At 57.7% G+C, this 23,968-nt stretch carries 19 protein-coding genes; 12 read left to right on the top strand and 7 right to left on the bottom strand.

From position 1 onward, the window contains the following. Position 1: 1 nt before the first annotated feature. Entirely contained in the window at positions 2-1,927 is a 1,926-nt protein-coding gene (locus tag GKA01_RS04085) for an alpha/beta hydrolase family protein (RefSeq protein ID WP_146859459.1), read from the top strand. Positions 1,928-1,957: 30 nt separating this feature from the next. On the opposite strand, the gene flgA is transcribed toward GKA01_RS04085, so the two are convergent. The 6 genes from flgA to GKA01_RS04055 form a co-directional block, all read right to left on the bottom strand. Beyond that, positions 1,958-2,950, bottom strand: a complete 993-nt coding sequence (gene flgA / locus GKA01_RS04080) for a flagellar basal body P-ring formation chaperone FlgA (RefSeq protein WP_146859457.1) — start codon at positions 2,948-2,950, stop codon at positions 1,958-1,960. 2 nt (positions 2,951-2,952) lie between these two features. Next, positions 2,953-3,744: a flagellar basal-body rod protein FlgG gene (flgG, locus tag GKA01_RS04075; RefSeq protein ID WP_146859455.1), complete on the bottom strand. Its 792-nt coding sequence runs from the start codon at positions 3,742-3,744 to the stop codon at positions 2,953-2,955. 33 nt (positions 3,745-3,777) lie between these two features. Next, on the bottom strand, positions 3,778-4,518 hold the full coding sequence (gene flgF, locus GKA01_RS04070) for a flagellar basal-body rod protein FlgF (protein WP_146859453.1): 741 nt from the start codon (positions 4,516-4,518) through the stop codon (positions 3,778-3,780). Positions 4,519-4,600: 82 nt separating this feature from the next. After that, complete coding sequence (locus GKA01_RS04065; protein ID WP_146859451.1) at positions 4,601-5,782, bottom strand: GNAT family N-acetyltransferase; 1,182 nt, start codon at positions 5,780-5,782, stop codon at positions 4,601-4,603. Positions 5,783-5,804: 22 nt separating this feature from the next. Then, the gene (locus GKA01_RS04060) at positions 5,805-6,272 is read right to left on the bottom strand and encodes a RidA family protein (RefSeq protein ID WP_146859449.1); all 468 of its coding nucleotides are present in this window, start codon (positions 6,270-6,272) and stop codon (positions 5,805-5,807) included. A gap of 99 nt (positions 6,273-6,371) precedes the next feature. Then, positions 6,372-8,150 carry a chloride channel protein gene (locus tag GKA01_RS04055; RefSeq protein WP_146859619.1) on the bottom strand — a complete coding sequence of 593 codons (1,779 nt, stop codon included), beginning with the start codon at positions 8,148-8,150 and terminating at the stop codon, positions 6,372-6,374. Positions 8,151-8,399: 249 nt separating this feature from the next. Here GKA01_RS04055 and GKA01_RS04050 point away from each other — a divergent pair, with 249 nt between their 5' ends. The 3 genes from GKA01_RS04050 (at position 8,400) to GKA01_RS04040 (ending at position 12,714) form a co-directional block, all read left to right on the top strand. Then, a complete protein-coding gene (locus GKA01_RS04050) occupies positions 8,400-9,167 on the top strand; it encodes an alpha/beta fold hydrolase (RefSeq protein WP_146859447.1) in 768 nt (255 codons plus the stop codon). A 221-nt stretch (positions 9,168-9,388) separates the two neighbouring features. Beyond that, complete coding sequence (locus GKA01_RS04045) at positions 9,389-10,117, top strand: hypothetical protein (RefSeq protein ID WP_146859445.1); 729 nt, start codon at positions 9,389-9,391, stop codon at positions 10,115-10,117. Between the two features lie 416 nt (positions 10,118-10,533). Further along, positions 10,534-12,714 carry a putative bifunctional diguanylate cyclase/phosphodiesterase gene (locus tag GKA01_RS04040; protein WP_228119891.1) on the top strand — a complete coding sequence of 727 codons (2,181 nt, stop codon included), beginning with the start codon at positions 10,534-10,536 and terminating at the stop codon, positions 12,712-12,714. A 17-nt stretch (positions 12,715-12,731) separates the two neighbouring features. Here GKA01_RS04040 and GKA01_RS04035 read toward each other — a convergent pair whose 3' ends face one another. After that, positions 12,732-13,379: a DNA-3-methyladenine glycosylase family protein gene (locus GKA01_RS04035; protein ID WP_146859441.1), complete on the bottom strand. Its 648-nt coding sequence runs from the start codon at positions 13,377-13,379 to the stop codon at positions 12,732-12,734. Positions 13,380-13,645: 266 nt separating this feature from the next. Here GKA01_RS04035 and GKA01_RS04030 point away from each other — a divergent pair, with 266 nt between their 5' ends. From GKA01_RS04030 to GKA01_RS03995, 8 genes are all read left to right on the top strand, one after another. Next, entirely contained in the window at positions 13,646-14,764 is a 1,119-nt protein-coding gene (locus tag GKA01_RS04030) for an energy transducer TonB (RefSeq protein ID WP_146859439.1), read from the top strand. 76 nt (positions 14,765-14,840) lie between these two features. Next, positions 14,841-15,788, top strand: coding sequence for a hypothetical protein (locus GKA01_RS04025; protein WP_146859437.1), 948 nt, complete (start codon positions 14,841-14,843; stop codon positions 15,786-15,788). A 77-nt stretch (positions 15,789-15,865) separates the two neighbouring features. Continuing rightward, complete coding sequence (locus tag GKA01_RS04020) at positions 15,866-16,756, top strand: hypothetical protein (RefSeq protein WP_146859435.1); 891 nt, start codon at positions 15,866-15,868, stop codon at positions 16,754-16,756. 128 nt (positions 16,757-16,884) lie between these two features. Beyond that, entirely contained in the window at positions 16,885-17,817 is a 933-nt protein-coding gene (locus tag GKA01_RS04015; protein WP_146859433.1) for a ribose-phosphate pyrophosphokinase, read from the top strand. A gap of 46 nt (positions 17,818-17,863) precedes the next feature. Then, positions 17,864-18,475 carry a histidine phosphatase family protein gene (locus GKA01_RS04010; RefSeq protein ID WP_146859431.1) on the top strand — a complete coding sequence of 204 codons (612 nt, stop codon included), beginning with the start codon at positions 17,864-17,866 and terminating at the stop codon, positions 18,473-18,475. 62 nt (positions 18,476-18,537) lie between these two features. Beyond that, positions 18,538-20,418, top strand: a complete 1,881-nt coding sequence (locus tag GKA01_RS04005) for a glycosyltransferase family 2 protein (protein ID WP_167506313.1) — start codon at positions 18,538-18,540, stop codon at positions 20,416-20,418. A gap of 37 nt (positions 20,419-20,455) precedes the next feature. Further along, positions 20,456-21,877 (top strand): glycosyltransferase family 2 protein, encoded by a 1,422-nt coding sequence (locus GKA01_RS04000; protein WP_146859427.1) that lies wholly within the window; start codon positions 20,456-20,458, stop codon positions 21,875-21,877. A 117-nt stretch (positions 21,878-21,994) separates the two neighbouring features. Beyond that, positions 21,995-23,935 carry a M61 family metallopeptidase gene (locus GKA01_RS03995; protein ID WP_146859425.1) on the top strand — a complete coding sequence of 647 codons (1,941 nt, stop codon included), beginning with the start codon at positions 21,995-21,997 and terminating at the stop codon, positions 23,933-23,935. The last annotated feature ends 33 nt before the right edge of the window (positions 23,936-23,968 follow it).

Genomic DNA, 23,968 nt, shown 5'->3' with positions numbered 1-23,968 from the left:
CATGCCCTTTTCCCTTCGCCTTGCCCTGCTGATCGCCGCCCTTCCGACAACGGCCCTCTCCGCGCCCGTTCAGATCTACACCCATCTCGCCATATCGCCGGACGGAACGCGGCTTCTGTCGCTGGAGCATCCGGCCGGCGCGCCGGGACAGGCCGTACCATCCCAGCCCGTCATCTATTCCCTTCCCTCCGGCTCCCGCAGTGAACTGACCCTGTGCCACGACTGCGTGGCGACCTCTTTCGCATGGCGACGGGACGGGCAGGCAATGGCGTATGTCCTGAAAGATCCCTCTGCGAAAACCCTGTCGGTCTGGCAGACGGACCGGAACGGCCATCATGCCACGCAGCTCCTGACCTTCACGGGAACGCTTCAGTCTCTCTCCTACGGACCAGACGGGCGGCTGGGTGTTCTGGCCATCGAAAATGCCCATCGCCAGCCCGGAGCACTGGAAGCCGGCGCCCCTCCATCGGGCGAAATCAATGCGGAGGTCGACGAACAGCGGATCGCAACACTCGAGAACGGACGCCTGAACTGGCAATCTCCGGCAGACCTTTACGTCTATGAATATGACTGGCGACCGGACGGACAGGGCTTCATCGCAACTGCTGCACCCGGAAATGGAGACGATCACTGGTGGATTGCCAGACTTCATGCTTTCTCCAGGGGCACGGATACGGTTCTCTACACGCCACCCCAGCAACAGCAGATCAATCTGCCACGCCTCTCTCCGGATGGAAAACAGCTCTCCTTCATCGGGGGCCTGATGAGCGATTTCGGAGCAGTTGGTGGGGACGCCTATAGTCTGGACCTGACGAAGCCCGGCGCCCGGCCCGTCAATCTGACAGCGGGACTGAAAGCTACCGTAACGGATCTGTCCTGGGACTGCGGGCCGGGACTGGTGGCGACGGGTCTGAAGGGAGACCGGAGCGTCATCTGGTCCTTGCAGGATGGTCTGAGATCCGTCTGGGAAGCTGCGGAAACGATTTCGGATGGCCGGTCCGAACCCGGCCTGGCCTGCGCGGCGCATCACACCGCCATCGTCCGGCAGAGCTTCGAAAAAGCCCCGGAAATCGCGGCGGGCCCCATTGCGCTCTGGAAACCCGTCAGCCGGGACAATGCCCTGCAGCCGCCTCACCTCACGGCCAGAAGCCTGACATGGAAAAGCGATGGATATTCCGTACAGGGATGGCTTCTGGAACCTCTGAAACGCAGAGAGGGCATGGAGCGGAATGGGAAAGTTCCGATGATCGTCTACGTCCATGGGGGCCCGTCCAGCGCTTCTGTCCCCCGCTATCTTCACGATCATGACCGTATGGAAATGGCGTTGCTGGATGCAGGATATGACGTGTTCATGCCCAATCCCCGCGGAAGTTACGGTCAGGGCGAAGCGTTCACTCTCGCAAACCGCCGGGATTTCGGACATGGAGACCTGCGTGACATTCTGCGCGGTATTGATGCCGTAGAGAAAAGCGCGCCTGTTGATGACCGTCGGCTCGGGCTGACGGGTTTTTCCTATGGCGGCTACATGACCATGTGGAGCGTCACCCAGACAGACCGCTTTCACGCAGCCGTCGCCGGAGCCGGAATTGCGAACTGGCTCTCCTATTATGGCGAGAACAACATTGATAGCTGGATGCTGCCGTTCTTCGGGAAATCAGTCTACGACGATCCGGACATCTACGCCCATTCATCGCCGATCCTGTATGTCCGACAGGTCCACACCCCGACTTTCATTTTCGTCGGCTCAGCCGACGAAGAATGCCCGATGCCCCAGAGTCAGGAGTTTTTCCACGCTCTCCAAACGCTACATGTTCCGAGTTCCCTGGTCATCTATCCGGGACAGGGGCACGGGATGCATAATCCGCAAGCTTGGAACGACGCCGTGCAGCGCACAGTCGGCTGGTTCAGCCGTTACCTGATGAAGTAAAAGCAGCCAGCGACAGCTCTGCACCCGCCGTTAGAGGGATGGCAGAGCCGTGGTCTGCTGACGCGCCCGTGTATCTGCGGAGAGCGGCATGATACCGGGAATGACTTCGACTTCCGTCCGGTCCATCACCCGCCCGGTCAGGACCATGTGACTGCTGGCATTGTAGACATGCACAGTATCTCCCTTCCCTCCAGCTTCCAAAACCGTACCGGAGACGGTCAGATGGAGGCTTGGCCCGGAAAATGTAGCGACGACGGGTGAGCCGCGATGCACAAGCTGGGGATGTGCAAGCTGGGAGACACTCAGAACCTGTCCTGCCGCAAGCACGCCACGGACTTCCAGTCCCACGGCATCCTCAGGCGACTGAAGAGCATCATCCGGTACCAGTCCCACGCGCACGAACGTCATAGCGACGTCTTCAGGAAGAATGGGCTGCCCCAGTCGCATGGTATGACGCAGGGTCACCGCACGGACTTCCATAGTCGCCGTACCGCTCACATTGAAGGCGGTTCCCTGTCCGCCATTTGCGGAAGGCACTTCAAGCCGGGCAGTGAAATGCTCGCTGCCGTGAGGCGGATGGTCGATATGCAAAACAACCGGAGCGCTCTTGTCCGCAACAGGCACGGCTACAGGCTTGAAGCCTGTCAGCGCTACTTCCACACGGGCTTCCGAAGGAAGTTCGAGACTCTGACGCACGACCGGAATGACATCATCCACCGTAATCGTACGCGCTGCATGCGTGACAACGGCGGACACCAGCGGCGACGCGTCAGGCCAGTCTACACCGAACTGCGCGGCAATGGCCGTCAGTTGGGGACCGCCTACGATATAACTTGCACCCAGCGCAGGTGCGTCGCCGATTTCCGTATCCTGTCCTTTGCCCAAATCGGCGAAGAGGTCGGAAAGACGCACGTGCGGATGATCGACATTGACGTTCGTCCGCAGGGTTGCGGCCGATACGGACGACAAGACACTCCATCCTGCCAGCAAGAGAATACCGCCTGTCCGCAGGACACGGATCATGCTCAGGCACCACCCAGATTGGTTACGGTTTTCATCATGTCGTCAGAAGCCGTAATGACTTTGCTGTTCATCTCGTAGGCGCGCTGGGCCGTGATGAGATCGGTGATTTCCGTCACGACATTGACGTTTGAGTTCTCGACGTACCCCTGCATGATGCTGCCGTAACCAACGGCTTCGGGATTTCCCATCATGGCATCACCAGACGCCGTGGTCTGGGTAAACAGGTTCTGTCCCATCGCGGCGAGGCCGTTTTCGTTGGTAAAGATCCCGAGCTGAAGCTGTCCGACGAGGGTTGTATTATTCTGCCCGGCGATCTGAACGCTGACCTGTCCCGACTGATCGATGGAAATACTCTGGGCATTGTTGGGAATCGTAATGGTCGGGCTGATGAGATAACCATCCGCCGTGACGAGGGAACCGTTATTATCCATCGAAAACGTGCCGTCGCGGGTATAGGCAAGCTGCCCTGAGGGGAGCTGGACCTGGAAATAACCCCTTCCCTGTACGGCAAGATCGAGGGAGTTGCTCGTCTGCTCAAGACTGCCCTGATCGTTGATGCGATAGATTGCAGCCGTCTTCACGCCGAGACCGACCTGTGCACCGGCGGGAATGGTCGTGCCCGTATCGGACGAACTGGCGCCCACGCGACGGATGTTCTGGTAGATCAGATCCTGAAATTCCGCACGCGAGCGCTTGTAGCCCGTCGTACTCATGTTCGCGATATTGTTGGAAATGGTTTCGACGTTGGTCTGCTGGGCCTGCATGCCCGTTCCGGCGATGTCGAGTGCGCGCATGAAAAATTATCCTTGTCCCGTCAGGATCAGCAATCAGGCCGAGACCTGAACGATCTTATCGATGGCGTTTTTCTGGCGCGTGGCTTCGGCGTCGACGAACTGTGCCATGAAGTCGAAGTTCCGCTGGATTTCCATCATCTGCGTGACTTCTGTCATCATCTGGACGTTACTGCCCTCCACCATGCCCTGCACGATGTTGGGCCGCTCGACAGCCGTGGTGGGCTGATCGGTTCGCAGAAGCCTGCCACCTTCGGCCTGGAGTTTGTTGTTGTCCTGCGCGGTCACGATACCGATCTGTCCCTGCTCGCCGGTTTCGGTCGTAATCACGCCATCTGCGGAAACGGTGATCCGGTGATCGGTCTGGGGAATTTCGATCGGCTGGCCATCACGATCGAGAAGCGCATTGCCGTTTTCATCCACCACCGCGCCGTCCTGCTGTTCCTCGAAACGGCCGGCGCGGGTCAGACGGACGCCATTGGTGGTACGGACCTGAAAATATCCCTCGCCGCCCAGCGCCAGATCAAGGGGGTTGCCGGTCGACTGCATGTCGCCCTGCTGGAAATCGCGATATGTGGCGCGATCCTGCGTATAGGCTTCCGTGTCCGCGCCCTGTGTCTGTTTCGAACCGTGCTGGTGGGACAGAAAGTCGCTGAAGAGAACACTCTCGCGTTTGTAGCCCACGGTTGAAGCGTTCGACATGTTGGCCGCAACCACCGACATGGCACGCTGCTGGGCATCCATGCGCGAAAGCGCGATATAGGTACTGTTCTCCATGGGCTTTACAGGCTCCGGTCAATCCCGATTTCGGAGCTCAACCTAACGCCGCAATGCTTTCCTAATCGTTAAACGAACAGGGTTACCCCGACTCGCCGTGACGATATGGTGAAAGAGCCAGCAGTTCCGCCGCTTCCGCCTCCATGGCAGCGCGCTCTTCTTCCACGAAAGCGGCCACGGCCTGCCGCAGGCCTGGATCGAGAATGGCATGGGCGGAACGGGTAAACGTTGGCAGATAGCCGCGCTGGATCTTGTGTTCGCCCTGCGCGCCGGCCTCAACGCGGGCGAGACGGTTCTCGATGGCAAACTCGATTGCACGATAATAACACAGCTCGAAATGCAGGAAGGGCCAGTCTCCCTCGCAACCCCAGTTGCGACCGAACAGCGCATCCGCCCCCATAAGGTTCAGAGCACCGGCAACGGCTTTTCCGTCATGGTGGGCCATCATCAGGACCACACGGTTGCCGAGCCGTTCGGACAGCATGGAGAAGAAGCGTTCAGTCAGATAGGCACTGCCCCATTTGCGGTCGATCGTGGACTGGTAGAAGCGATAGAATGCTTTCCAGTCCTCTGTCGTGATGTCATTTCCTCGGAGCGTGCTGAAGGTCAGACCGCAGGACTGGGCGGCGCTGCGTTCCTTGCGGATGGATTTGCGTTTGCGGGAAGACAGGGCGGACAGGAAATCGTCGAACGTCGTGTAGCCGTTATTCTGCCAGTGATACTGAAGGCCTGTGCGTGGCAGATAGCCGGCCCCGGTGAAGGCCTCGAGCGAAGCCGCATCGCAGAAATTGGCATGCAGGGAGGACAGGCCAAGCTGGGCCGTGGCCTGAATGAGCGCGGCGGCAAGGGCCTGCGCCACACCCTGTGCATCAGGTAGATCGGGGCGCAGCAGCAGCCTCGGTCCTGGAACTGGCGAGAACGGAACGGCGCAGACGAATTTGGGATAGTAGCGGCCGCCCGCCGCCTCATAGGCACGGGCCCAGCTCTGATCGAAGACATACTCGCCCCAGGAATGGGCTTTTCCGTAAAGTGGGGCGAGAGCCGCGATCGTGCCGTCCGGCGCGCGCAAGGCGGCATGACGAACCAGCCAACCGGAGCGGTCCGCGACGGAACCGCTATCTTCAAGAGCGGACAGGAAACCGAAAGAGACGAACGGATTGTCCACTCCCGCACAGGCATCCCAGGCCTCCGCCCCGATCTCATGGATCGAGGCGTGAAGGCTCAGGCTCCAGTCGGAGGACGGTAGGTTCTCCGCTTCTCCCATTCGGTTTCTCCCATCCAGGGTATCAGGCGATTTCGAACAGGGCCTCGACCTCGACCGGTGCATTCACGGGCAGGCTCGGCACGCCGATGGTGGAGCGCGCATGACGTCCGGCATCGCCGAACACTTCGACAGCCAGATCTGAAGCGCCGTTCATGACAGTAGCATGATCGGTGAATTCCGGTGTGCAGGCGATGAAGCCGCCCAGACGCACAACGCGCGTGATGCGGGAAAGATCGCCGTCGAGCGCGGCCTTGGCCTGTGCCAGAACATTGATGAGGCAGGCGCGGGCACAGGCCACACCAGCATGGGCCGAAACTTCGTCACCGAGCTTGCCGGTGATGAGCAGCTTGCCGTCCACCAGAGGGAGCTGTCCGGACACGACGAGCAGGTTTCCCGTCCGGACGGTCGTGACGTAATTCGCAACCGGAGCGGCTGCGACCGGCAGCGTGATGTCGAGGGCGGCAAGGCGGGAATCTGGGGTCGCAGTCATAGGGAAAATCTCCGGTTGGGGCACCCGAAACGGGCATCTATGGGGCCGCATGTTGAAACGGGAACAGCCTACTGCCAAGAGGGTAAGGCCGGAACCGGATCAGGTGGGCAGGCTTTCCTCGCCCGCGAGATTTCTACGACTGCGTTCCAGTTCTTCGGCGTAGCGTCGTAAAGCATGCTGTTCGGTCAGGGTTCCGATCACCTGTCGGGACTGCGGGTCCTCGACCACTACCAGGGCGTCGGCCTCGGCTTTCTCGAACAGTTCGATCGCCTCGCGGATGTTCATGAGCGGTGTCAGCATGGCGTTGCGGAACAGGGCCATCGTGCCGATGGGTGTCTGCGATGAGGGCACGGCGTGCAGCTCCGCCAGATGGACGATGCCATCATACCGACCTGTTCCGTCCAGCAGGACGATCCGCTGTGCGGAGCCGAGCGGAAACAGGGCCTGCGCGCGGTTGACTGGCGTTTCAGCCGGCAGCGTGCGGACCTGCCCGCGCATCATGCGCCGGACATTGAGAGACCGCATCCAGCCGATATCGACAGCCGAGCGGATCGATTCACCACGCAGGTGAAACCTCCAGGTCGCGAAGCTGTAGCCGAAGAGGCGACGAACGGTCAGGAGCGATAGAACGGCGGCCACCAGCGTGGCCCCGGTCATCGACACGCTGCCGGTCAGTTCCAGCATCAGGCAGATCATCGTCATCGGACTGCCTATAACGGCCACAGCCATGGCACTCATTCCGACCAGGGCGCAGGCTGTCCCGGAATCCGGTGCGACCCCGAGCGGATCAAGCAGGGTGCCGTAGATCATGCCCGCCAGAGAACCGAGATAAAGGGATGCGAAAAACAGCCCTCCGCGAAAGCCCGAGCCGATGCACAGACAGGAGGCCAGAGCTTTGAGCAGAAGCAGGATCACGGCTGCCCGGGCCGTGACATTGCCCGCAAAAACCGCCCGCATCGCCTCGTGCCCTGCGGACAGGACGGAGGGATGCAGTGTGGCAAGTCCGCCTACGATCAGGCCGCCCACGGCGGGTCGCAGCCAGACAGGGCCAGGCAGACGCCGGAAAAGCGACTCCGTCTGGGTGACGCAGAACATCAGACCGATGGCGGTCAGGGCGGTCAGAACGCTGATGAGGACCGCCCCTGCGGTTCCTTCCCATGACAGGTTTCCCGGCGAAGGGATGATGATTCCGGGCGGAACGCTGCCTAGAAACCGGGTCACACTCACACCTGAAAGAGCAGCGACCGCGACTGGGGAGAGACTGCCCAGCGAATACGACCCGATCACCAGTTCAAAGGCGTAAAACGCTCCCGCAACAGGGGCGTCAAATGCGGCTCCGATCGCGGCCCCGGCTCCGGCCCCGACCAGCACGCGCAGATCCTCCCGACGAACCCGGAAGGAGCGCCCGATCCGGGACCCAAAAGCCGCGGCGATCTGGGTGAAACCGGCTTCCAGCCCGATGGAGCCGCCAACGCCGTTGGACAGAACGGTCTGACAGACGATGACCAGACTATCCCGTACAGACATACGCCCGCCATGCAGCGCATTCGCTTCGATGGGGTCAACGGGACTGCGTGGCATGATTTTCGAGATCGCGACACCGAACAGGCCGATCATCAGACCGCCTCCCGTCAGAACGGCAACCGTCCGCACAGGCGGCAGGACAGTCAGTCCCGAGAGATGTCCACCGGACAGACCCGAGACACCAAACAGCAGTCGGTGCATCAGAAAGGTCAGATGAGTCATGACAAAAACGCACAGACCGGACACCAGCCCCACGAATCCTGCCAGTACGCTCAGCCAGATCTCGTTGCCACGGACAAGATTTCGTAGATTCGGTGGAGCGTGAGGAAACAGGCGGGCCTGAAAACGGTTCATCCGGTGCCGTAATGCGTGGGCCTTGCCGGGGTCACTGCCGTAGCCCCTGTAAGCTTCTCTACCCGGATTCGAGCCAGAAGAAGGAGCATCCGGCAAACTATGAGCAGAGCCAGGGGGCAGGGCGGGGCTGGTGGACAAGAGATCTCCCGGGCGGCAGGTGTGATCCTGTTTGACGGCAAGTGCGCCGACGATCAACAGATGTCACGGTCAACACATGGTCTGGCAAGAGCGGTCACGAAAGGATCTTTGATGAAACTACATGTCATCGAACGCGGCGAAGGTCCGGAGACTGTCGTGTTTCTTCATGGTCTGTTCGGGCGGGCGCGGAATCTCGGTTTCCTTCAGCGCGGGGCAGCCGCCGATTTCCGGACCATCGCCCTCGACCTTCGCAATCACGGTGACAGTCCGCACGGTCCGGTCAGCTACGCCCTCATGGCGCAGGATGTTCTGGAAACGCTGAACCATCTGGAGATCGATCGTTTTGCAGTGGTGGGGCACTCGATGGGTGGAAAAGTCGGGATGATGCTCGCTCTTGCTGCACCCGAACGGGTCAGCAGGCTTCTGGTCGCAGACATTGCTCCTGCCAGGACCGGTCATGGGCATGGTGCCATGCTGGACCGGCTCGGAGCGCTTTCGTTTCCCTCTGCCCTACAACGTCGCGAAGGACTGGATCTTCTGGAGCCGGTTGCCGGGAGCAGAGCCGTCGCGGAACTCCTGCTCCAAAACATCCGGCTTGGCGATTCTCCGGGATGGAGTATCGGTTTTGATGACATCGCCCGCGATATTCATGAAATCGAAGGCTGGCCCGATCTTCAGATCGCTCCTTATGAAGGACCTGTCCTCTTTCTGAGGGGGGGAGCATCGCCGTATGTTCGACCCGAACATCATGATCTGATCCGGGATCTTTTCCCGCAGGCCCTGATCCATTCCCTGCCTGAGGCCGGACACTGGCTCCATGCCGAACAGCCCCGACCCTTTCTGAGGGAAATGATGGCATTTCTCCACCAGTCGGACTGACTATAGACGTTACACAAACGGACCAAACCTTACAGGCAGCCATCCACATCACTTAAATAGTTACGATTAAGCAACATATAAAAATATAATATATTAATTTTTTAATAATTTAATAAAACTCAATTAAAATTAAAGTAAAAATATTACTTTTTCGAAAAATTAACGACTAAAACATCCCTGCCAGACCGGCGAATGCAATAAACTTCATCAGGATTAGGCGGATGTACGCTCTACTGTTCTCCGAGCCTTTGGTAAATCGTGCCGAAATGCGTGTCTTTACACGGGAGAAAATCTATTCTTCCGCACTGGCGCGGGGTGCAGCCCAGGGCGACGAGGAAACTATTCGGGCCATGATGATTGGATGGTGGCCTTTTATTCAGGCTTTCGAGCGCGCTATTGACGTGCGCGTGGGCCATCTGCCGATCAAACCACTTGTTCAGCGCTTCGGACAGACACGGATCAAGGCATTCTTCTCCGAGGCCCGCGAAGCTGTCCGGGAAATGAAGGAAGAGGAAGGCTCGCACGCCATTCTGTGGGCCGACGGAGCCCGGGAATTCGGCCTCGACCTGTTCGGAACCCATTACGAGACACTCCCGACAGTACAGAAGCTGATTGCCAATGCCGACAGCGAAGATCCGGTGATTTTCTTCTCCTGGCTGGCAGCGGTGGAATACATCGCCGAGGAACTGGCGGCCTATCTCTGCCACGCACCGAAATTCACGAACCTGTTTGCAAAGAAGCACTGGACCTGGGGGCTGGCTCATGACGAACATGAACATCACGGTCCTTCCCATCTGGAGATCGACGAGGATCTGGCGCGGGCCTATTATCCGTCAAACGATCCGGAAATCACGCGTGCGGCCCTGACGACCAACATGCGCGAATGCATTGAGATGTTTGAGAAAGCAGGTATCGAAATTTACGCCACGACAGATGAAATGGCGCATTGACGAAACCTTAAACTTTTATCGGCTATCTCCGTGCGCAAGGGGTCATGATCGACGCACGGAGATATTGCCCGCAACAGATTCGTCCAGCGCAAAGAAAAACTTCATAAATCCCTGTCATCGTGGCACCCTCCTCCTCTATTGGGAAGGTTCATGATGCCCCTGCCTGTCTCATCGGATCCTGCGGTCGCCCCCTCGATCACCTCTGCAACCACCCCTGCGGCCGACACAGCCCAATGACCGTCATGTCCGGCTTTGCGAGACGGCTGCGGCTCAACCGGCTCTTTGCTTTCCGGACGGAAATACCGGCTGGCGCCGAGGAGGAAATCCGGCTGTCGCGATGCCGCGTGCTCCGCGGCCTGAATTTTTTCCATTTCGTCCCCCAGGTCAGTTGTGCCCCTATCGCGGGACTCTGCCTGATGCGGAACTATCCCGCTTATGGCATAATCCTGTGCAGTTCAGTCCTGTTTCTGCTCGTCATCTACAATCTCTGCTTTTATGCGATCCCAGCGGAAAAACTGGTCGATACCCGACAGTCCTGGCTTCTCAAAAGCATCAACATTGCCTTTGCCCTGTGCTGGGTAACGCTGCCACCTGTCGTCTTTCCGCACGGGGATGCCAATGACCGAGTTCTGGTGGCTGGGATCATGGTCGGGCTGACTGCAACGACCATCACACTCATTCCATTGGTCGGCCTTGGCGAAGTTATCGCCTTCATGTTGGTCCTTTCCTGCTGCGGAGCGCTTTTCAGCGCTTGGACGATCGATCACAGCCTCTTCTATTTTTATATCGCCATCGAACTGACGATCTATCTGTTCTTCGTCCTATCCCTGACGATGGCGGTCCGCACCCTGTTTACGGCGTTTCTCGTCAGCCGGTATTCCCTTGAGCAGCGCAACAGCATCGTCCAGCTGCTGTTGCGCAATGCCGACGACGATACCGGCGACTGGCTCTGGGAGACCTGCGCGGCGGGAACACTGCGTAATGTTTCGGCCAGTCTGGCAGCGGCTTTCGGTTATAGTCGGGAGTGGCTGGAGAACCGTGGCTTTTCCGACATTCTTTCCGATCTTGCAGGATCTGCAGCATTCGATGGCGACGAACGGACAGGGCTCGGGCGTCTGAAACAGTGTTTCGACAACCGGATCTTCTTTCGGGACATCGTGGTCTCGGGGACATTGCACGGCCAGAAGCGTTTCTGGTCCCTGAGCGGGCGCCCCATCTTTCGGGAGCGGATTTTCATTGGATATCGTGGCGTCGGGACGGACGTCACCCAGACCCACTGGGCGCAGGAAAGCGCCTCCTTCCGCGCCAGACATGATCTTCTTACCGGCCTGCCCAACCGGGGTGCGTTCCTCGACGATATGGAAACCTATCTGATCGAGGCAGAGCGGACGGGGGAGGCCTTTGCGCTGCTTAACCTTGATCTGGACGGCTTCAAACAGATCAATGACCGATACGGTCATTCTTCCGGCGACGAGATGCTGCGAAAAGTTACGGTCGTTCTGAGCCGTACGCTCAGTGACCGGCACCGACTCTATCGATTTGGCGGCGACGAATTCATGCTTCTCGAGCGTCAGACGACGCCCACCCAGGCGGCCGCTACGGCGACCGGGCTGATCAATGCACTGACGAATGTTCCCATCCGCGTGGGAGAGGGCGTCCGATGCGCCGTTGGCCTCAGTGTCGGCCTTGTGCTTTCGGTCGGAGGGTCAGAGCGTGTTGGCAGCCTTCTGGAAGCCAGCGATCTGGCGCTTTACGAAGCCAAGAGTCTTGGGGGTCACACGCATCGCTTCTACAATCCGGAACTGCGTACCGTTGCAAAGCGGAACAGGGACCTGATCCGCGCCCTTCCCGAAGCACTGGAAGAAGGGAAGCTGGGGATCATGTACCAGCCCTTTTTCAATATCCAGAGCCAGAAGCTCTGCGGATTTGAGGCATTAATCCGGTGGTCGCACCCCGAATATGGGCGCGTCCCCCCCGAACGGATCATCCAGTTGGCCGAGGAAGCCGGACTGATCCACCGGCTCGGTGTCTATGTCATGGAAAGGGCCTGTCAGTTTGCGCATGAATGGGAGCCGGGACTGGTTCTGTCCATCAATGTGTCGGTCGGTCAGCTTGAAGCTCCGGCGTTCCTGACAGATACGTTCCGCATTCTCGAAAAAACGGGCTTTCCCGCCCGCTGCCTCCAGATCGAGATGACGGAAAACATCTTCATGGAGCCAGATGCCGCTACATTCACGCTACTGAATCGACTTCAGAACGCAGGTATTTCCATTGCTCTGGACGATTTCGGTAAGGGCTTTTCGTCTCTCGGATATCTGCGGTTTTTCCCGTTTTCGAAAATCAAGCTGGATGGCCTGTTTGTGCGGGACATGCTGCGCGAATCCCGCGCAGCTTCAATTGTCCGGGCTGTTGTGGACCTGTCCATCGACCTAGGGGTTGCCGTAACTGCCGAAGGTGTGGAGAGCCAGGAACAGCTTTCCTATCTCAAGCGTCTGGGCTGCACGGAAGTGCAGGGCTACCTTCTGTCACGCCCACTTTCGCCTGAAGACACCCGCCAGTTCATGCTCTCTCCGCCTGTAATCATGGAGCCATCCTGAGTCCGGGAAGCGGAATGTCAGGCCGTCAGGGGATTTGGAGCCTGTTTCTTTCCTTCCTCCGCCACACGCCAGCAGTACCATGCCAGCGTGGAGCGGTAGGGAGAAAAACGGGCAGTCTCTTCTTTCAGGACCTTCGGGCGCGGAGCCAGCTCCAGCCTGCGGATCCTGCGCCATCCTTCGCGGACGCCAAAATCGTCCACCGGCATTATATCGGGACGGTTGAGCGTAAACATCAGCAGCATTTCGACGCTCCAGCGTCCAACGCCCCTCAGGGTCACGAGCTGTGCGATAAGGTCCTCATCTGTCATGCTTTGCGCCTCTGATCGGCTGGGAATCTTTCCGTCCAGACGCGCCTGTGCGACGCCACGCATGGCAAGGAGTTTGTTTCCGGACAGTCCGCAGGCACGCAGGGTTTCTTCGGACAGTTCAAGAAGCCGACCGGGAGACGGAGGCGGACCGTCCGGGTCTTCCTGTTCTCCCAGCAGACACAGACGCCCGAAAATCCTGCGGGCCGCGGCTCCGTGAAGCTGTTGTCCGGCAATGGCTCTGAGAAGAGCGTCATAGGGCTCCTGCCCATCGTCTCCGCGCAGGGTGCATGGGCCGATGCGGGCGATGACAGCGGCGAGATCTGGATCGGCGCCAAGAACGGTCAGGGAATCCGTCATCGGAAACGCGTCTTTCGGGAAGTTAAGGTTTGCATGACTCTTTGCATCTTTCGTGGGGGGCTCATTACTGTCATGATACGCTGACAAAACGCCCACCCCCAGCCCCGGATAACCAGCCTGCCGGATGACAACCCCGACCGCCCTGGTGCAAAAGGTCTGGCGATGACGCGACGCCACCTTCCCTTTACTGACCGCACTCTGCTCGCCGGCATCGTCCCAGACGGAATCATTCCGGCCGGGATTATTCCGGACAGGCAGTCCCGCATATGAGCGGAACAATCGCTTCCACCTCAGGGAAACCGCAGAAACGCGAGCCCCAGCTCTTCGCCCCACGGGTGAAAACTGTATCCCCGCATCCGCCCCATCTGCCGACGGGAACACGCACGAGACTCAGGGATTATGTCCCTGCATCGGTTCCGGTGCGTCCGGTCCTGACGCCCATGATGCGGCCGGAGACCGTCGTTGAGGACGGGCCGACCGTCCCGTTCATCTTCTCGGCCGGGCTTCATATCGCACTCCTCGCGCTTCTGCTGATGCAGCATCACGGCATGCATGGCACGCCTGCCGGGCAGGAACAGCCTCAGGTCGAAATGGTTTTCGATGCTCCGCCGTCGAAAAGCAGCATGCGCGGCCCCCGGGCACATGAGGAAGGAGGCGCACCTCCCCCTCCCTCCGCCCAGAGCCCTCAGGAAACGCAGGAAAACCAGCAGCAGCCGGAAAAAGAACAGGCCACGCCGACACCTGCCGTTCCCACCCCGGAGACACCTTCTGCGCCTGACGTGCCTGAAGAGCCCTCGGCCGAACTGCCCAAGACGGCTCCCAGCCCCGCACCCGTGACACCGGGAGCCGCGCCGAGCCAGCGCAGCCATCAGACATCCCCCCAGGCGCGCCGGTCCCAGCATTCCGTCCGCTCCGATCGGAACAACCCGTTCGCGCATCCGATGGATCTGTCTTTTGGCGAGCAGCCTTCGCCTTACCGGCGCCATCGGGGGCGTGCGTCCGGTTCGGGTGGTCCGATCGACATGTCACTGGGGCCGCTCAGCATGAACGGGGCGATCAATGCGCCCTACCAGACGCGGACAAGCGTCAAGGGCGTCAGCGAGGATTACGGCGGAGAAATCGACCGCTGGATCAGGTCGCATATGTACTATCCCGAAGAAGCGGCACGGGCTGGCGAAGACGGACCGTCCTCCGTACATGTCGTGCTGGACCGTTCGGGGCATGTAAAGTCGGTCCGGCTGGTCAGTCAGTCGGGGTCGTATTCGCTTGATGCAGCAACGACGGGCATGTTCCAGGGCGCGCATCTTCCGCCGGTGCCACCGGACATGAAAGGCGACCATTTCGATATCGACGTAACGATCAACTACATCCTGATCCGCCGCTAAGACTGACTGCGGCTTCGACATCGGAGCCGCAATCCCATACAGTCCATCAGGTCACTGTCCTCTTGCCGGAACACCGATGCGCCGCTTTTGTCCTGTCCTGCTGCCTCTCTGCTTCCCCCTTGTGCTAGGCGGATGTTTCAGTCTTTCCCGCCCCTTCGCCGATCCCGGACAGCAGGCCAGATATCTGACAGCCGCCAATCTTCCCCCGGCCCGGCTGGCGGTACCGACCCCCACTGACTCCCTGCTGACGGATGACGCGGCTGCGGTCTGGGCGCACGACATGGCGCAGGCCATGGTCGGACAGTCTGTCCCTGCCATCGCGCAGCCGCGCAAAAAGGGAGACTGGTGGCTGAAAATGAGCGCCACCACCCGTGATGGGGCGGTTGTTCCCCATTACGTCGTCATGACGCCGGAAGGCAAAGTCCGGGCGGAGGCGGACGGTCCGGCTGTGGATATGGCCGGATGGAGCGCAGGAGACAGGCTTGCCCTTCAGGGAGCTGCTGTTCAGGAAGCGCCAAAACTGGCGAGTCTTCTGACGGGCATTCAGGCCAGCATGATGCAACAGGACCCGCACAGTCTCATGAACCGACCGGCAAAAATCTGCTTCAAGGGAGTCAGCGGCGCCCCTGGAGACGGCAACGTGTCTCTGGCGCGGGCCTTTTATTCCGCCTTTCCCGACAAGACCAATACCGTGACCACAACCGACAAGGGCGCCGATTTCATTGTCCGGGGAACGGTCGATCTGAAGCGTGGCGCCGAAGGCAATACCGGTCATCCGGTCGATCACATCGAGATCGTCTGGCATGTCCTCACACCCGACGGCAAAGAGGCTGGCGCCGCGACACAGTTGCACGATATTGCCCCCCATTCCCTCGACGGGGCGTGGGGAGATACGGCGGATATGGCTGCCGAGGAGGCGGCTCAGGGGGTGCGGACGATTGTCACCAATTTCTCAGGCCGCGGACATACTCCGCTTCCAGACAACAGGTCCGACAGCAAAAACACTCCACAAAAAGCAGCATGATCCAAAGATGTAACACAGTGTATCTTTTACCCGTACACTTCGTTACATAACTCCGGTCTTTTCGTCCGGAGTTTTCGATGCGTCTTTCATTCCGCCTGTTGCTGTCCAGTCTGGGTCTCTGTGCAGGCATCGCGCCGCTTGTCCCCGCCCTTGCGGACCCGGCTCCTGTCATTGCCGTAAACCGTGAAATCGGCCTTTCGATGACAGGTACGTTTCGCAACAGCGTTGAAGGCTTCAATTCCCGCACGGCGGAAAGTGGCGGTTTCGGCCGTTATGCTTTTACAGAAGCGACCGCAAGTTCCTCACGCTACCGGACCATCGGCTGGACTCCTGGCTTTCAGGTGGATGCCTCAGCCATGTTCAATGCGTTCGGGATTGAGAACCTTTATGGTGCATTGCGTTTCTCGCTCGAAGACGGACAGAGGAACTACAAGTCCCGCCACCGAGGATATTCCAGCACTTCCGGTTCGTATGAATATTCAGCGGGCGGAAACGACACTTCCAACGGCACGGATAACCGCGGAGAAATCGGCAAGGGCTTCCTTCTGCTCTCCGACACATTCCTTCTGACGCCCTTCATTCAGGGGGGCTACATAACGAGCGGTGGTGACGGCGATTTTGGTTACGGTTCCGGCCGCTATTTCGCGGGTGCTGGCCTGAAGGCAGATTATGCCTTGTCCTCCCGTCTTGTGCTGCGTGGACGCTTCGGATGGGCGGAAGTCCTCAATTCCGGAATTTCATACACCCACCAACCCCGTCCCCTGTGGGAGGGGGGTCTTGGCATGGATTACCGGATGACCCGGCGCCTGCATCTGACGGCCGGAGGAGACTATTCCTATATTTCCTACGGTCGTAACCGGGACTCTGGCTACGGCAATGATTGGGAAAGCACATTTTCCTATTCGTCCACATCCAGCGCTCTGAGCAATGGTCTGAAACTACATGCCGGTCTGGCGTGGCAATTCTGACGGCTCAGCCATCCGCTGACTGCGAGACTGATACGCATAAAGAATAAGACAGGATGGATGACAGGGGGGCGAAGCACTGTTAGAAGGCCACCAAATTCCCTGTCGGACACCGGACGAGGCCGTTTTTCATGAAGATCGTAGCCTGCAACAGTAACCTGCCGCTGGCCCGCGCGGTCGCCCATGAACTTCGGATGCCACTGTGCAAAACCGTTGTGAAGCGCTTTGCCGATGGCGAGGTTTTCGTTGAAATTCAGGAGAATGTCCGCGGTGAGGACGTTTTCGTCGTGCAGAGCACCTGCATGCCGACGAACGACCATCTGATGGAACTTCTGGTCATGCTGGATGCGCTGCGCCGCGGATCTGCACGTCGCGTCACGGCCGTCATGCCCTATTTCGGCTACGCCCGGCAGGATCGCAAATCCGGCCCGCGCACACCGATCAGTGCAAAGCTTGTGGCGAACCTGCTGACTGAAGCCGGCGCCAACCGCATCCTGACGATGGATCTGCACGCCATGCAGATCCAGGGGTTTTTCGACATCCCCACAGACAACCTTTACGCCGCCCCCCTGTTCGTGCGTGACCTCAAGACACGCCTGCCGGACCGTGAACTCATTATCGTCTCCCCCGATGTGGGTGGCGTGGTGCGTGCCCGCCAGCTTGCACAGCGTCTGAATGTGGACCTGGCCATTATCGACAAACGTCGTGAACGCGCTGGTGTTTCCGAGGTCATGAACGTCATCGGTGACGTCGCCGGCCGCTACTGCGTGCTGGTGGACGACATCGTCGACAGTGGCGGATCGCTGTGCAATGCCGCCAACGCCCTCATGGCCCGTGGGGCGGAGGGCGTGGAGGCCTATGTCACTCACGGCGTTCTGACTGGCAATGCCTGCCAGCGCGTGAAAGACAGTCCACTCAACATGCTGACGCTGACGGACAGTATTCCGGCGACCGAGGAGCTCCTCGAGACCCCGAATATCCGCCAGATCACGACAGCCAACCTGCTGGCCCGGGCCATGAGCGCCGTCGCCGATGAAAGTTCAGTCTCTTCTTTGTTCGACTGATTTTCACGGACGGTTTCCTGGTCTGGCCTTTCTGAACGGACCCATCATGTCCCAACTCATTTCCAGACCCTACTGGTACCTCCGGCACGGCGAAACCGATTGGAATCGTCAGGGACTGGCGCAGGGAAGTACGGATATTCCCCTTAACGCGACGGGCGAACAGCAGGCCGTCCTCGCAGGCAAGGCGCTGGCTGACCTTTTTCGAAGCGGACAAAAGCCTTTCAGCCGTATCCTGTCTTCACCCCTGACACGTGCGCTGACGACAGCAAAGACGGTCCAGGCAATGATCGAAGAAGCCTGTGCCCTTCGTGTGCCTCTGGAGGTGAACGATGAGCTGCGGGAAGTCTGTTTCGGAGTTCAGGAAGGCACACTGATGGGAGACTGGTACAAACCCTGGATCGAAGAGGGTTTTGTACCGCAGGATGCAGAAAGTTTTCACGCACTGACTGCAAGAGCCGCCCGGGCTGTCAATACTATCCTGAACAGCCCCGAAACACCCCTGATCGTTGCTCACGGTGCACTATTCAGAGGATTGCGCTCCGCCATGCAACTCCCTGTCGATGTGCGCCTCCCGAATGCTGTCCCTCTTGCCCTGACCCCTAATAAGCAAACGGGATGGGATATCGAAATCATCCCACTTCAGGCCGCACGGATCTAGAGATTCCTGCCAGAACAGCTCCTATGGCAATCCCCTTGAAGGCCTCCGTAAATGGTGATCTTATGAGCGGGATTACAGAGGAGAATAATGGAATGGAACTGTTCCATCTGAAAACATTTCATGGAACCAGTCTATTTTTCTGCTCGGAAGAACGGATTTTAAAACATTCTCTTGAGAAACAGCCTTCATATATTGATGTCGTCCTTGTTCCTTTTCCGGAAGATCCTGGCTTTTTCCTGATTGCTCCGGTTCATCTCGACGAGGATGTCGAGCAGACCCGTCCGGAGGAAAACAGCGTTTTCAGAGACAGGTTTTTTCTCTTCTCAACCGGCTTCCATAATGACGACACAGTATCGCTGATCTCGCTTGACGGAAAAAAATTTTTTTCCGCCGATCCTTTTGGAAATGTCGCCTTCAACAGGGACGAAAGCCAGGAGTGGGAAGTCTTTTCCCTGTATCCCAGCCATGTCTTGGTAAGTGATAAAACTTCCCGTCTGTTTACCGAAATCTGTTCAGTTTTCTCAACCAGAAATACTCCTGAACAATCACTCCACGCCATCAGCAAATCTCATCAGAATATGAGAGCCGAGCTTCTGAATCTGTTCTGCCACACGCTGAATGCAGATCAGAGAAAACAGTTCTCAAAAATTGTCACAGATGCTTTTCTCAACCTTCCTGATGATAATTATTTTAATATTTCAGAAATCATTAATCATATCCCTTACAAACACTGGATACACAGAGCTCTTCTGGAGCTGTCACACTGGAATATTCGTAGAACCAGTCGTTCCTTCAGAAATGTATCAGGCGAGTTCGATTTTCTGGGATATGGTCACATCCGGGACCGGGGCAATGGTATTTACTGGGGTGCGGTTCTACTCGGCGTTGTGCGTGAAGCCATCAGAAGCAGAAAAGACATCGCCCTTCTCGCCACGGCACGTGACGAGGGCATCTACCTGCTGGAATGGATCGCACACCATAGAGTTATAGGCATAAAAGACTTCTTTATTTATACAAATGACAATACGGATGGATCAGACCTGATCCTCAAGGCTTTGTCCGAAAACAACGAAATCACATGGATCAATAATACCGGGAACCATACACCGGGAATCAATATGCAGTTCAAGGCTTATAACCATGCCTTGACCACATTACCGGAAATTCTTGATTACCGCTGGTGTGCTGTCGTGGATATTGACGAAGCAATTCTACCTTCTGAAAATGTCGACAACAGTATTGCGCCCGTTATTGCGGCACGAGATGCACAAGGGGTCGACTGTTTCTCCCTGAGCTGGCGCGTTTATTATCCCAATGGTCACCTTACCTGGAAAAACGAGCTCTCTGCGGAACGTTTTATAGAAGGTGAAAAACATCCTCTGGTAAAATCGATCTTCAGGACAGGTCTGTTCAATTATTCATACGCCCATCACCCGGAATGTTCTTATACCAGCAGGGAATATGCCACTGTTGACGGAAACTATTATTCGAAAAGCAACACGTTCACCGACGATCTTAACTTCAGTCAAAAACCCACACAGTGGGCCTCTGTCTGCCATTATCATCTTCGCTCCTTTGAGGAATATGTCTGGAAATTTTCCCGTGGGGAAAATGATGGTCATGGCGTCGTGAAAAACAAACATTTCAGGTACAATAGCCCCGCTATTTTCAACCTCTTTACGCAAACCTTTGATGTGCGGGGAACGTCGCAGTCTGCCCGCCTGACGGAGAAGGTAAGGGCTGAAATCCGGCGGTTGGCCAGTCTTCCGGGCGTTATGGACGCCATGCAGAACATCGCATTTCGATACAGCACGGCATCGGTGACTTTTGTTGAAGAAAGCCTTCACAGCATACTCGCGGACAATCGCGTTGATCCGGATACCAAGCAGGCCTGGCAAAATCTCTGCCTGTCCTGGAGAAAAGAACGCGCCGAAAACAAATAATTTATTTTAACAAATATTATTAAATGTGGAGTTATTTGTGAAATACAGCGATGCCATCGCAAGTTATGCAACCGAGCCGCTCGCTGCGGCAGGCAATAGGGGAATACGGCCTGCGCCTAAATATAAATTCTCTCTTGTGGCATGCGCACGGTGGGAAGAAAAATATATTTGTGAGTGGATCGACTATCATCGCTCCATCGGCTTCGACCATGTCTACCTCTATTCGAACGATGATTGTCCGGACACGATTTATGATCGTATCCGTCCTTACACTTTGGGAAATGATCCATTCGTGACATTCCGTCACTATCCCATTCCCGGCCAGCAGTATCAGATGTATTTCCATTTCCTGAGAAACTTCTCCACGGAAACCGAGTGGATGATGCTTCTGGATATTGATGAATTTCTCTGCATCAAACCGGGAAATTTTCTACCCGCCTTCATGCAGAATGTAGCCAGTGATGTTGACGGTGTGCACTTCAACTGGTGCTGCTACGGCAATAATGGGCACCAGAAACGCCCTGACGGCCATGTCCTTACGAACTATACCAAACGTGAAAACGGCGTCACGCCTTATACAAAAGTCCTAATTCGTAGCAAAAAAATACCCTATCAAGAAATTTACCGAATATCCAGCTCTCCCATCATGCACGAATACAACAGCCTCGATCCCAACCTGAACATGATTAATGTTCTCGGTGAGGACATGGGACAATATTATGAGAACTTTCCTGATACTCCGTGGAAAATCCTGAATAGTGACGACCGGAGGCAGAAAATGCTTTCCGTAGCTTATGTCGCACATTTCACCATGAAGTCAGATGCCGATTTCGATCTGCGGGTTCAGCGTGGAACACAGGGTGATTATGGCAGCGAGAAAGTCTGGGGCACCTATTCCCAAGACCAGCGCACCGCGTATCACGAAATGACAAATCAGGTTTCAGACTTCTATCTTCACGATTACTGGACGAGACAGAGAGAAGCAGCTTGGGATTTCAGTATTTTCCCGCGCTGCCGTTGGGACAATATTTCACAGCACAAAAGCGCCACCCAGATCTCCACGGCCCACGCCGGAACAGTCGAGGAAGATGCGGCCCGTGTGCTGTCAGGCAATATCTGCGGCAAATCCCAGAACCACACCGCGCTTGAAAACGATCCCTGGTGGACAGTCGATCTGGGCAGTCTCTGCCGCGTTCATGAAATGCGTCTCTTCAACAGGCTGGACGGTGTTCCGGAGCGCGTTGCCAATTTTGTGCTGCATGGTTCGGTGAATGCCCAGAAATGGTTCCAGATCATGCGCAAGAACGATGGCGTTCTCTACGGCGGGGCTGACGGCTTTCCTTTCATATGGGTTGATCAGGATGGCATCCAGGCACGTTTTCTCCGGATTACGATCCCGGGCCGACAGACCTATCTGCATTTCGATCAGATCCAGTTCTTTGGAAAACTCGCATCCTGAGACGCGGCTTTTCCTCGAAAACGTTTCAGGATCGTCCATCTTTACCGCAACCTCTTGTTAATAGGGATCAAGCCCGTTAGGCGTGAAAGGATTTTATTCTGTTCATGGAATCTGTTCATGCCTCCTCTGCGCCTTCTGGCTGCCCTGACGGCTTTCAGCGGTCTGGTTTCTCCCGCACTTGCGCAGTCCCAGCCCATGCCGCTGCCCATGCCAGCCCCCATTCCCGAACCGCAGGACCGGCCGTTTCCCGGTAATCTGACGGTTTCGGTCGATGCGACGGATACCGTCCATCATGTGATGTCCATTCACGAGACGGTGCCGGTGCCAAAAGAGGCGCAACAGAAGGGTGAGATGATCCTTCTATACCCCATGTGGATCCCGGGCGATCATTCCCCGACCGGCGTACTCGAGCAGCTCGCCAGCCTGCGTGTGCAGAGCGGCGGTCGGACGCTGGAGTGGAAGCGTGACACCGTCAATGTGGCGGCCTTCCACATTCCTGTTTCCACCAGCACGCCGACGCTGGATCTGCATTTCCAGCTTCTGACTCCTATTGCGCCAGGTCAGGGACGGATGGTCATGACGCCGTCCATCGTCAATGTGCAGTGGGATCAGGTCTCCCTCTACCCGGCTGGCTATTTTACGCGTGGCATCACGGTCCAGCCGTCCGTCCGCGTGCCGCATGGCTGGCAGATTGGTTCCGCGCTGCGGGCCGGAACCTATGGTGACGAGACGCATTTCAACGCCACGACCTACAACACGCTCGTCGACTCCCCGATCTATGCCGGGCGCTATTTCCGCAAGTTCGATCTGACCGGGCCGGACCATGTTCCAGTCTCTCTGGACGTTGTGGCTGATGATCCGGATTCACTGGACGCCACGCCGCAGCAGATTGCTGCGCATCAGAACCTCGTGCGTCAGGCGACATCACTGTTCGGGTCGCATCACTATGACCATTACGACTTCCTGCTGGCTCTGACGGAAGAACTTGGCAGCATCGGGCTCGAGCATCACCAGTCCAGCGAAAACAGCGCGGCTCCGGGTTATTTCACGGAATGGGACAAGACATTCCCCGAGCGTGATCTGCTGGCCCACGAATACACTCATTCCTGGAACGGCAAGTATCGCCGCCCGGCCGATCTGTGGGCGCCGAACTTCAACACGGCGCAGCGCGGGTCCATGCTGTGGGTCTATGAGGGGCAGACGCAGTACTGGGGCAATGTTCTGGCCGCACGTTCGGGTCTGGTGACGAAGGATCAGGGCCTCGAGGCGCTAGCCTATATGGCGGCGTCCTATGACAACCAGACGGGCCGTCAGTGGCGTCCGCTGGAAGACACGACGAACGATCCGGTTATCGCCCAGCGTGCGCCGCTGTCATGGCGCGACTGGCAGCGTTCAGAAGATTATTACGTCGAGGGGCAGCTCGTCTGGCTGGATGCGGACGCGCTGATCCGCAAGCTGTCCAACGACCACAAGTCGCTGGATGATTTCGCCAAGGCCTTTTTTGGTACGAACAGCGGCAGCTTCGTCGTCAGCCCCTATCAGTTCGACGATGTGGTCGCCACACTCAACAGCGTTCAGCCCTATGACTGGGCCAAGTTCCTGCATGAGCGCCTCGACACGATCCAGCCGCATGCACCGCTGAACGGTCTGACCAATGGTGGCTACAAGCTGGTCTACACGTCCAAGCCGACGTCTTTCGTCAAGGCCAGCGAAGCAGCACGGCACGCCACCGACCTGTCCTTTTCTCTGGGACTGACTGTGAACGGTGCCGGACGTGTGGGACGTGAGCACTGGATGAGCCCGGCCTTCAAGGCAGGTGTCGTTCCCGGCATGACGATCGTGGCCGTCAACGACATGAGCTTCACGCCCCAGCGTCTGCTTCATGCCGTCACGGACGCGCAGAAGGACCCGAAGCAGGATATCCGTCTGATCGTGAAGTCCGGCGACCATGTCACCACGGTCTCCATCCCCTATCACGACGGTCTGCGTTACCCGCATCTGGAGCGCATCGCAGGTACGCCGGATCGTCTGAGCGCGATTTACGCTCCGCGTCCGTAAGACTGACTATGCCGGGGCGCTGCCCCGGAACCC

It is taken from the genome of Gluconobacter kanchanaburiensis NBRC 103587 (assembly GCF_007988905.1).
GTDB classification, from domain to species: domain Bacteria; phylum Pseudomonadota; class Alphaproteobacteria; order Acetobacterales; family Acetobacteraceae; genus Gluconobacter; species Gluconobacter kanchanaburiensis.
The sequence above is the reverse complement of the archived record's forward strand: the minus strand, read 5'-3'. Positions and strand labels throughout refer to the sequence as shown.

What these genes read in the sequence shown, in the direction of transcription:
- GKA01_RS04085 (WP_146859459.1), top strand. Translation starts at nt 2, where the DNA reads ATGCCCTTTTCCCTTCGCCTTGCCCTGCTGATCGCCGCCCTTCCGACA.
- flgA (WP_146859457.1), bottom strand. Translation starts at nt 2,950, where the DNA reads ATGATCCGTGTCCTGCGGACAGGCGGTATTCTCTTGCTGGCAGGATGG.
- flgG (WP_146859455.1), bottom strand. Translation starts at nt 3,744, where the DNA reads ATGCGCGCACTCGACATCGCCGGAACGGGCATGCAGGCCCAGCAGACC.
- flgF (WP_146859453.1), bottom strand. Translation starts at nt 4,518, where the DNA reads ATGGAGAACAGTACCTATATCGCGCTTTCGCGCATGGATGCCCAGCAG.
- GKA01_RS04065 (WP_146859451.1), bottom strand. Translation starts at nt 5,782, where the DNA reads ATGGGAGAAGCGGAGAACCTACCGTCCTCCGACTGGAGCCTGAGCCTT.
- GKA01_RS04060 (WP_146859449.1), bottom strand. Translation starts at nt 6,272, where the DNA reads ATGACTGCGACCCCAGATTCCCGCCTTGCCGCCCTCGACATCACGCTG.
- GKA01_RS04055 (WP_146859619.1), bottom strand. Translation starts at nt 8,150, where the DNA reads ATGAACCGTTTTCAGGCCCGCCTGTTTCCTCACGCTCCACCGAATCTA.
- GKA01_RS04050 (WP_146859447.1), top strand. Translation starts at nt 8,400, where the DNA reads ATGAAACTACATGTCATCGAACGCGGCGAAGGTCCGGAGACTGTCGTG.
- GKA01_RS04045 (WP_146859445.1), top strand. Translation starts at nt 9,389, where the DNA reads ATGTACGCTCTACTGTTCTCCGAGCCTTTGGTAAATCGTGCCGAAATG.
- GKA01_RS04040 (WP_228119891.1), top strand. Translation starts at nt 10,534, where the DNA reads ATGCGGAACTATCCCGCTTATGGCATAATCCTGTGCAGTTCAGTCCTG.
- GKA01_RS04035 (WP_146859441.1), bottom strand. Translation starts at nt 13,379, where the DNA reads ATGACGGATTCCCTGACCGTTCTTGGCGCCGATCCAGATCTCGCCGCT.
- GKA01_RS04030 (WP_146859439.1), top strand. Translation starts at nt 13,646, where the DNA reads ATGAGCGGAACAATCGCTTCCACCTCAGGGAAACCGCAGAAACGCGAG.
- GKA01_RS04025 (WP_146859437.1), top strand. Translation starts at nt 14,841, where the DNA reads ATGCGCCGCTTTTGTCCTGTCCTGCTGCCTCTCTGCTTCCCCCTTGTG.
- GKA01_RS04020 (WP_146859435.1), top strand. Translation starts at nt 15,866, where the DNA reads ATGCGTCTTTCATTCCGCCTGTTGCTGTCCAGTCTGGGTCTCTGTGCA.
- GKA01_RS04015 (WP_146859433.1), top strand. Translation starts at nt 16,885, where the DNA reads ATGAAGATCGTAGCCTGCAACAGTAACCTGCCGCTGGCCCGCGCGGTC.
- GKA01_RS04010 (WP_146859431.1), top strand. Translation starts at nt 17,864, where the DNA reads ATGTCCCAACTCATTTCCAGACCCTACTGGTACCTCCGGCACGGCGAA.
- GKA01_RS04005 (WP_167506313.1), top strand. Translation starts at nt 18,538, where the DNA reads ATGAGCGGGATTACAGAGGAGAATAATGGAATGGAACTGTTCCATCTG.
- GKA01_RS03995 (WP_146859425.1), top strand. Translation starts at nt 21,995, where the DNA reads ATGCCTCCTCTGCGCCTTCTGGCTGCCCTGACGGCTTTCAGCGGTCTG.